We start from the raw sequence: 8,859 nt of genomic DNA on the forward strand, positions 1-8,859 counted from the left end.
TATGAGTGAATCAGACAGCAACACGCCTCGGACTGCCGAAGACGAAAATAAACTGGTAGCCGAGCGCCGGGGCAAGCTTGCGAGCCTGCGGGAACAGGGCAACCCTTTTCCCAATGATTTTCGACGCTCGGCCACGGCGGCACAGTTGCAAGAAGACTTTGCGGAGGAAGAAAAGGCTGCGCTGGAAGAACGCAATGAAGAGTTTTCGGTAGCGGGGCGCCTCATCCGCAATCGGGGTGCTTTTTTGCTGATACAGGACGGTGAGGGTCAAATCCAGCTGTATGTCGATCGCAAGGGACTGGACGAAGAGACGCTAGCCAGTATCAAGAGCTGGGACCTTGGCGACATCGTTGCCGCACGGGGTCCGCTGCACAGATCGGGCAAAGGCGATCTGTATATCAACATGCGTGAAGCCCGGTTACTTACCAAGGCACTGCGCCCATTGCCAGACAAGTATCACGGGCTGGCCGATCAGGAGCTTCGCTACCGTCAACGCTACGTCGATCTCATTGTTAACGAGCAATCCCGAGATGTGTTTCGCACGCGCTCCAAGGTGATCAGCTACATCCGAAGATTTATGGATGGTCGAGCATTCATGGAAGTGGAGACACCCATGATGCAGCCCATTCCTGGTGGTGCCGCGGCAAAGCCTTTTGTCACCCATCACAATGCTCTGGATCTGACGATGTATTTGCGCATCGCTCCGGAGCTGTATCTCAAGCGTCTGACCGTGGGCGGTTTTGAGCGGGTCTACGAAATTAACCGTAACTTCCGCAATGAGGGGCTTTCTACCCGGCATAACCCCGAGTTCACTATGTTGGAGTACTACTGGGCTTATGCGGACTATCGCGATGCCATGGATCTAACCGAAGCGATGCTTCGAGGTCTCACAGAGGAAGTGCTGGGCTCGCAGCAGGTGACTTATCAGGGGCAGGAATTCGACTTTGCGAAACCCTTTGCACGCATGACAGTGATCGAGGCGATACTGGCTCACAACCCCGATCTGAGCGCGAGCGACATCGACGAGTACGAAAAGGCAAAGGCTGTGGCCGAGGGCCTTGGCATAGAAGTTAACAAAGCCTGGGGTCTGGGTAAGATTCAAATCGAGATTTTCGAAAAGACCGCTGAGCATCGTCTTGAGCAGCCAACCTTTATCACGGCTTATCCCACTGAGGTGTCACCGCTGGCCAGACGCAATGACGATGATCCCTTTGTCGCCGATCGATTTGAGTTCTTTGTTGCCGGTAGAGAACTGGCGAACGGCTTTAGTGAGCTTAACGATGCCGAGGATCAGGCCCAGCGTTTTAAGGAGCAGGTGGAGCAGAAAGACGCCGGCGACGAAGAGGCCATGCACTTTGACGCGGACTATGTCCGTGCCCTTGAGTACGGCATGCCGCCCACGGCAGGTGAGGGTATCGGTATTGATCGCCTGGTAATGTTGTTGACGGATTCACCTTCAATTCGAGATGTATTGCTGTTTCCACATATGCGCCCTGAGTGATTTTCCCGCCGCAGCGGGTGCTACACTCAACTAATAACGGATTGCGAATTTCATACTATGCTGCAGAAGCTCATCCTCATCGCACTGACCGCTGTTTTGGCAGCGTGCGCGGGAGCGCCAACCGAGCCGGTAGACCCGCCTGAGCAACGCTCACCGGAAGACGTCAAGCTCACGTTAAATCTGCCGGAAGAGGCGGATAACTGCATTTGTCAGTCGCCGGAGGCGAACGATCGCACGTTTCTGGAGCGTGGTATGGAGACTCTGGCCGACGGTGAGTACATCGAGGCCGTACAGTATTTTCAGCGCTATCAGCGACTCGAACAGCTTCCTTTGGCACAGTGGGAAGGTGATCTCGCAATCGCCTATGTGAGTATGCTACCCAGTAGCCCCTTCTTTGATGTGAACGCGGCACTTCGCGCCTACACGGATCTACAATCCCGCGAGCCCGAAGGTCAGAAACACCACAGCATCGTGATTATGCAGCAGGCCCTGGAGTCCTTCGTTCTTATGGAGCGACATATCTGGGATCTTGAGAGCCGAACGGACATGCTGCAGGAAGATCTTGATAAGCGAGAGCAGGCTCTCAAGCGGCTTCGGGAACTGACACTGGGTCAACCGGAAGACTGACGGTAAAGGTAGAGCCCTCGCCGGGATTGCTCGCAACGGTGATTGTGCCTCCCATCAGTTCACAAAACTCCCGACAAATAGCCAGGCCAAGTCCCGTACCACCGTAGGTATTGCTGGTGGCATCTTCGGCCTGCACAAAGGCTTCGAAAACCAGCGCTTGCTGCTCCTTAGTCATCCCTATGCCTGTATCGCTAACCGCGATGTTCAGATCCCCGGTGGACTCCACCACAGAGGCATGCACGCGGATAATGCCCTGCTCGGTAAACTTCGCGGCGTTGCTTAGAAGGTTTACGATAATCTGGCGAAACTTAACCGCGTCATTGTGAATTATGGGCAGCTCGCTAAAGTCGTCGCACTGCAGAACATTACCGTTTCTGCGCAGCAGCGGCGCAAGGGCATCGACGGCCATGGTAAGTGCTTCGCCCGGGTGAAATTGCTCCCGAAGGAGGGTCATCTTTCCGGTTTCTATTTTGGAGAGATCCAGTATGTCGTCGATGAGTGCAAGGAGCTGTCGCCCTGAAAGCACGATCTTGTCGAGGTCGTTTTGGTGCTGCTCGCGGTTCACCGGTGTCTGGTCATCCAGCTCATCGTGGAGCATTTCGCTGTAGCCGATGATGGCATTGAGCGGCGTGCGAAGTTCGTGGCTAACGTTTGCGAGAAAACGCGATTTGGCTGCATTGGCTTCGTCGGCGCTGAGCTTGGCATCTTTTTCTTCGTCGATTGCTCGCCGCAGCTTGTCGGACATGCTGTTGAATGCCGTGGCGAGATCGCCGAGTTCTCCGTCATCGTCAATGTCTTCGATACGATAGTCCAACTCACCAGCGCCCAGGCGCTGAGTGCCCCGTTTCAGGCGTTTAAGATTGTCGTTGGTATAGCGAACAAGAAAGAAACCCAGAGTCGCGGTTAGAAATATGGAGGCGATGAAGCCCAGTACCGTGATTCTGTCTGTGAGAGCGATCGTACGGTCAATCACATTGGCTCGCTGTACCGCAATAAAGGCCTGACGTTGTTCCAGTTCTTTTAAACGCTGGCTGACTTCGAGATAGGGGATGGGGTCATCAACATCTGACTGCCATTGGGGGTCATTGTAGTTTTCGTAAAAATCTCCCCAGATGCTCAGCAAGCGCGTGCTGCTTTCGCGCAGAAGATTGAACTGCAAGGCGGTGACATCACTACCCATGCCTCCCAGGGCTTCTACGGTACTGCGGGTCGCTGCGATTCCGCTCAGAGCAATGCGTAAATCTTCTTCAGCCAGACGGTCGTCGGTGTTTTCTCTCAGGGTCGACAGGACAAGGATCTTTTGGCGTTGATCCTCAAGTTGTTTGGCCAGTTCCGTGGAGAGTTGCCCCGCGGTGACTGCCTGGCGATAGGCCACCATACTTTCGCTTCGTGCGTAGCTGCCCCAAAAGTGGGTGCCCACGTTGATGGCAAACAGAATCAGAATAGTGAACAGAGACAGGGTGAGACGCCGACGGAGACTCATGATGCTGTGTCTCGTGATTTCAGAAGCCGGCTGATTTTTTCAAGCAATACCGGGAAGTCGATGGGCTTGGTGGCGTAGTCATCACAACCGGCGTCGAGGGCCTTGTCCCGATCTTCGGGCATTGCGTGGGCGGTGAGGGCAATAATCGCAGTTCCCGCTAACTCGCTGTTGGCACGAACCCTGCGGCAGACTGTCCAGCCGTCGACAACGGGAAGATTCATGTCCAACAGTACCAGCGCGGGTCGCTCAGCTGCAATGCAGTCCAGAGCCTTGGCACCATCCTCAGCAAGGAGGGCGTCGTAGCCGGCACGCTTGAGTCGCCGACTGAGCATGTCGCGGTTCAGTTCATTGTCCTCTACCAGCAGGATTTGATGGGTGCTCATGGGAGTTCCTGCTCCAGAGGATGGACTAGTAGAGCCTCGTCGATGCCCGGAGCCTGTACCTCGCGACTGGGGCCCAGCGCATAAGCCGCTCCCAGCGCCTCTCGCGTCGACTCTGCAATGAGGATCTCGCCCCGCTGGGCAACATCTTCTATGCGCGAGGTCACGTTCATCGCATGGCCCACAAAGCCGTATTTGCTGCGGCGCTCCGAACCAATATTGCCCGCAATAACGTTACCGGTATTCAGGGCGATTCCCATGGCCAGTTCGGGCAGCCCGTCGGCGCGATTCGCCCCGTTGATCTCGTCCATGGCAGCCTGCATGGCAAGTGCGCAGCGCGCTGCCCGGTCAGGGTCATCGTCGTGACGACGTGGCGCGCCAAACACCGCAAGAATGGCGTCGCCAAGAAACTCATCTATGGTGCCACCGTACTCGAGGATGATGTCCGTCATGGCACCCAGATAGCGATTCAGCATGCTCACCACGCGATCCGGGGCCAACTGCTCACTCATGGTCGTGAAACCCCGAATGTCGGACATCATTATCGTGACCTCGCGCAGATCTCCCCCCAGCTCCAGGCCTTCGGGGCGCTCGAGGATTTCCGTGACGATGTCATCGGACAAGTAGCGACCGAAGGTCGCGCGTATAAAACGCTCGTTACGCTCCAGTTGATCACGATATAGCTGTTCACGGTCATGCCATTGCTTGCGTTCGATGCCGGCCTTGATGCGAGCCTGCAGCAAGACCGGGTTAAACGGTTTAAACAGGTAGTCGTCTGCGCCAGCCTCAATGCACTCGATAATGCCCTGCATGTCCTGCTCGCCGGAAATCATGATCACCGGGGTTGCGCGCAGCTTGGGCTCGGCTTTGATTCGCCGCAAGACCTCTCGGCCATCCATACCCGGCATCATGCGATCCAATAGCACAACGTCAACATCGGCATCGGCGAGCATCTTCAGCGCTTCTTCGCCGCTGGGCGCCGTAACCACAAAGTGGCCGCTGCGAGTGAGATAGCGCGCGAGAAGCGCGCGATTTTCCTCTCGGTCATCGACGGCCAGAATAAAGCCTGGTTCGCTGGTGATTTGAGCGATTTGCTGAAGCGCTTCTGTGTCGCCGGCCGTGCCCGACAGCGCCGGTTCTGCGGTGCCCTCCAGCACTCGCTCGATGGCGCTCTTCAGGGCCGCGTTGGGGGTGCTCACAGTTTCGGCGAGCATCTCTGCATATCCCCGTAAGGCGCCTGCAAGATTGCGTAGCTCGTGAGTGTCTTCGGTTTCTTCCTCCAACAGGGGAGCTATGTTTGCAGCGCAGGCGGCGAGGGCATGCCAGTCTTCCAGCGCTTCCTCGTCGAGCTCCGGTAAGTCTGGCGCAGATAGGGCGCCAACCTCGAGGACCGCCGACTGCAGGACAACGCGCATGCTGCGCGCTGACACCGCTGACTGCACGGCAGTCTCCAGTGCACCGGCGTCACTGTGTGGGTTACCGTCACTCACGCTCGAATTTTTCTCCGCGCCAGATGAAATGTTGGCTGCATGCTAATGCCTGATGAATTGAATTCCTCGAGTATAGCGACCACGGCAATATTCGGGGAAGTGACCTGTATCTCATAGTGTTTAAGGAAGTGGATGCGCGCAGCGGAAAATTTGATGTAACATGAGCGTATCGCGAAAGCAGGCAAGCACGGGTGGCTTGAACGTACTCCATGTTGCAACAGGTAGAAATATTTCAGGGTCTATCGGACGACGAACTTTCAGCGCTCGCTGAGAGCAGCACCAGCCGGTCTTTTCCCAAGAATACAGTGGTCATTCACGAGAATGACCCCGCAGATTCTTTGTTTGTTATCGAAGCGGGCAAAGTGAAGGTTTACTGCAGCGATAAGAATGGCAAAGAGTTCATCATGAACACCCAGGGCGAGGGTGATTATTTTGGTGAACTTGCGCTCCTGGACGACTCCACGCGCTCGGCATCCGTGCGTACCGTCGAAAAGTGCAACTTTTGCATCATCTACAAAGAAGACTTCAATCGAGTTCTGGAAGTCCATCCGAGCATCTCGCGAAAACTCATAGCGAACCTGGCCTCACGGGTCCGCAAGCTCACTGCAGACGTTAAGAGCCTGGCGCTCCAAGACGTCTATGGCCGGGTTGCGAACGTACTCATGGATCTGTCCGAAGAGCGGGGCGATGGAACCCTGTATATCGGCGAAAAGCTGACTCAGCAGGACATTGCCGATCGCGTCGGTGCCTCCCGCGAGATGGTCGCTCGTATTCTCAAAGATTTGACGATAGGTGAATACATCCGATTCGAGGGTCGCCATATCATCATCAATACACGACTGCCGGCCAAGTACTAAACTAAGTACCGTGTTTCGCGGCGATTTTTGACCCTGACTCCACCCTAAGCCTAATCAACATCTGCGACACTTTCGACGCGCACCTTTAGCTTACCGTGAGCAAGACGGGCGTTGAGCGTTTGCTCGGCGACTACCTCCTCACTGCCCTTCACGACGACTCCCTGTTCATCGCTGATTATGGCGTAGCCTCGCTCCAGGATCGCGAGGGGATTAAGGCTCTTTAGCACCTGCTCTCGACGCTCCAGTCCCTGCCGATGAGCGATTAGCTGTTTTTCTACCGCCGTATCCAGAGCCGCGCGCTGCCGCGTGATGTGCTCCTGACTGTGTACGATGCGACGCAAAGGGGAGCGGGCCAGTAAGCGCTCGCTACGCAGTTGGTGCTCCCGTTGCAGCTGATCAAGGCGCTGTTTGATGGCTCGCTGCAGCCGGTTCTCGAGTTCGTCCAGGCGCTGAGACTGCTCCCTGAGTCGGTCCCCCGGATGCTTGAGTCTGGCTTTTTGGCTTTCGAGACTGAGTCTTGCGCGTTCCAAACGATGTTGAATGGCCCGGTTCAGGCGCTTTTGCGCCAGCTCCAGCTGCAGGAGGAGTTCAGCGCGATCCTCGCTGAGTAACTCCGCCGCTGCGCTGGGGGTAGGCGCTCGTACATCCGCAGCAAAGTCTGCAATGGTGACGTCTACTTCATGGCCCACGCCCGCCACGACGGGCAGCTCGCTGGCGACGATTGCGCGTGCCAGTGCTTCGTCATTAAAAGCCCAGAGATCCTCTAGAGATCCGCCTCCCCGAGCGAGAATAATCGCATCGAAGTCACAATCTTCGCGGCTTTTCGCGTATTGATTGGCGTTGTCCAGGGTCTGGACGATTTCTCCGGCGGCCCCCTCGCCCTGTACCGGCACGGGTAAAAGGGTCACACGGATAGCGGGGTTTCTGCGGGCAAGTACCTGAAGGATGTCCTGGAAAGCGGCTCCCGTGGGCGAGGTAATCACGGCCAGGTGAGTCACGGAGCGGGGGAGATCTTTTTTCTTGTCTGCGTCGAAGAGACCTTCGTGGCGCAGTTGATCCCGCAGGGCTTCAAAGCGTGCCTGCAGCGCGCCGGCTCCTGCAGGCTCGAGAAACTCCCCTATCAGTTGAAACTCACCACGCCCTTCATAGAGTGATACGCGTGCCCGCAAGCGCACCTGATCGCCATTCGTTGGACTGAATCGCAGACGCTGATTGTAGTTTTTGAACATGGCACAACGTACCTGTGCCTTATCGTCTTTTAGAGTGAAGTACCAGTGGCCAGATGACGGACGGGCGAAGTTAGACAGTTCTCCTTCAACCCATACGAAGCTGAAGTGGCTCTCCAGAAGGCTGCGGGCCTGCCGATTGAGCTGGCTGGGAGAGAGAATGTCAGCCTCAGCCATTGTTGTAGCCATGTGCCATTTCCTTTAACTAATTGCGTTGACAGGCGACTTCGCTATTACGCAGCGGGCCTTAAGGTTTTATACTAGGGAGTTTACTCGACCGAACAGCGTCTGGAGGAACCAACATGTTGCGTATCGAACAGGAAGCGCTGACTTTTGACGATGTTCTCCTGCTGCCCGGGTATTCCGAGGTGGTCGCCACAGATGTGTCCCTACAAACCCGCCTTACCCGAGAGATTAGCCTGAATCTGCCCCTTGTGTCCGCTGCAATGGATACGGTGACTGAGGCTCGTCTTGCAATTGCCATGGCCCAGGAAGGCGGTATAGGCATTATCCACAAGAGTATGAGTATCGCCGAGCAGGCTGCGGAGGTACTTCGGGTCAAGAAGTACGAAAGTGGCGTCGTGAAGGACCCGATTACCATTCAGCAGGACGCAAGCCTCGCTCAACTCATCGAACTTACCTCTGCGAACGGCATTTCGGGTGTTCCGGTGCTTGCTGGCGACGATTTGGTGGGGATCGTGACGCGGCGCGATATGCGTTTTGAGACGGAGATGGACAAAGCCGTGTCATCGCTCATGACACCCCGCGATAAGCTGGTTACGGTAAACGAGGGCGCGGATTCGGCGGAGGTTCAGCGTTTACTGCACCAACACCGTATCGAAAAGATACTGGTAGTGGATGACGAGTTTAACCTCCGCGGCATGATCACCGTGAAGGACTTTGATAAGGCGGAGAACTACCCCCGCGCCTGTAAGGACAGTTTTGGTCGTCTGCGCGTGGGTGCGTCTGTGGGCACCAGTGCTGATACGGAAGAGCGAGTTGCAGCGCTCATAGAGGCGGGTGTTGATGTACTGGTCGTGGATACTGCCCACGGTCATTCGCGCAACGTATTGCAGCGCGTTCGTATGATTAAAGCGGATTATCCGGGCGTACAGATCATTGGCGGCAACATTGCCACGGGCGAAGCTGCCCTGGCCCTGGCCGAAGCCGGCGCTGATGCCGTGAAAGTAGGCATCGGGCCCGGGTCTATCTGCACGACCCGGATTGTTACGGGCATCGGTGTCCCGCAAGTCACGGCTATTGCTGATGCGGTCGCCGCTCTGAAAGACACCTAT

The 8,859-nt window shown here is 56.2% G+C and carries 8 protein-coding genes; 4 read left to right on the forward strand and 4 right to left on the reverse strand.

Annotated features, from left to right (window positions below; genetic code table 11):
* The first annotated feature begins 1 nt into the window (after position 1).
* Both lysS and ACTG39_RS11920 read left to right on the forward strand, forming a co-directional pair.
* Positions 2 to 1,501 (forward strand): lysine--tRNA ligase, encoded by a 1,500-nt coding sequence (lysS, locus tag ACTG39_RS11915; RefSeq protein WP_439107782.1) that lies wholly within the window; start codon positions 2 to 4, stop codon positions 1,499 to 1,501.
* A 57-nt stretch (positions 1,502 to 1,558) separates the two neighbouring features.
* Positions 1,559 to 2,128: a hypothetical protein gene (locus ACTG39_RS11920; protein WP_439107783.1), complete on the forward strand. Its 570-nt coding sequence runs from the start codon at positions 1,559 to 1,561 to the stop codon at positions 2,126 to 2,128.
* Here the strand turns inward: ACTG39_RS11920 and ACTG39_RS11925 are convergent.
* The 3 genes from ACTG39_RS11925 to ACTG39_RS11935 are packed head-to-tail and all read right to left on the reverse strand — an operon-like array spanning position 2,085 to position 5,481.
* Positions 2,085 to 3,611, reverse strand: a complete 1,527-nt coding sequence (locus ACTG39_RS11925) for an ATP-binding protein (protein WP_439107784.1) — start codon at positions 3,609 to 3,611, stop codon at positions 2,085 to 2,087. The two genes, ACTG39_RS11920 and ACTG39_RS11925, sit on opposite strands and share 44 nt — an antisense overlap.
* Positions 3,608 to 3,994, reverse strand: coding sequence for a response regulator (locus tag ACTG39_RS11930; RefSeq protein ID WP_439107785.1), 387 nt, complete (start codon positions 3,992 to 3,994; stop codon positions 3,608 to 3,610). Before ACTG39_RS11930 ends, ACTG39_RS11925 begins: the two co-directional genes overlap by 4 nt.
* Entirely contained in the window at positions 3,991 to 5,481 is a 1,491-nt protein-coding gene (locus ACTG39_RS11935; protein WP_439107786.1) for an adenylate/guanylate cyclase domain-containing protein, read from the reverse strand. The genes ACTG39_RS11930 and ACTG39_RS11935 overlap by 4 nt, the downstream gene beginning before the upstream one ends.
* 209 nt (positions 5,482 to 5,690) lie before the next feature.
* Between ACTG39_RS11935 and ACTG39_RS11940 the strand changes: the two genes are divergently transcribed.
* The gene (locus tag ACTG39_RS11940; RefSeq protein ID WP_439107787.1) at positions 5,691 to 6,338 is read left to right on the forward strand and encodes a Crp/Fnr family transcriptional regulator; all 648 of its coding nucleotides are present in this window, start codon (positions 5,691 to 5,693) and stop codon (positions 6,336 to 6,338) included.
* A 50-nt stretch (positions 6,339 to 6,388) separates the two neighbouring features.
* On the opposite strand, the gene xseA is transcribed toward ACTG39_RS11940, so the two are convergent.
* Positions 6,389 to 7,753, reverse strand: a complete 1,365-nt coding sequence (xseA, locus tag ACTG39_RS11945) for an exodeoxyribonuclease VII large subunit (RefSeq protein WP_439107788.1) — start codon at positions 7,751 to 7,753, stop codon at positions 6,389 to 6,391.
* Positions 7,754 to 7,866: 113 nt separating this feature from the next.
* On the opposite strand from xseA, the gene guaB reads away from it, so the two are divergent.
* Positions 7,867 to 8,859: IMP dehydrogenase (gene guaB, locus ACTG39_RS11950; protein WP_439107789.1), on the forward strand; the 993-nt coding region annotated here is incomplete at its 3' end.

This window comes from Congregibacter sp., from assembly GCF_965662665.1.
GTDB lineage: Bacteria > Pseudomonadota > Gammaproteobacteria > Pseudomonadales > Halieaceae > Congregibacter.

Coding starts and splice junctions, on each gene's coding strand:
- ACTG39_RS11940 (WP_439107787.1), top strand. CDS start 5,691: ATGTTGCAACAGGTAGAAATATTTCAGGGTCTATCGGACGACGAACTT.
- ACTG39_RS11920 (WP_439107783.1), top strand. CDS start 1,559: ATGCTGCAGAAGCTCATCCTCATCGCACTGACCGCTGTTTTGGCAGCG.
- ACTG39_RS11925 (WP_439107784.1), bottom strand. CDS start 3,611: ATGAGTCTCCGTCGGCGTCTCACCCTGTCTCTGTTCACTATTCTGATT.
- lysS (WP_439107782.1), top strand. CDS start 2: ATGAGTGAATCAGACAGCAACACGCCTCGGACTGCCGAAGACGAAAAT.
- ACTG39_RS11930 (WP_439107785.1), bottom strand. CDS start 3,994: ATGAGCACCCATCAAATCCTGCTGGTAGAGGACAATGAACTGAACCGC.
- xseA (WP_439107788.1), bottom strand. CDS start 7,753: ATGGCTACAACAATGGCTGAGGCTGACATTCTCTCTCCCAGCCAGCTC.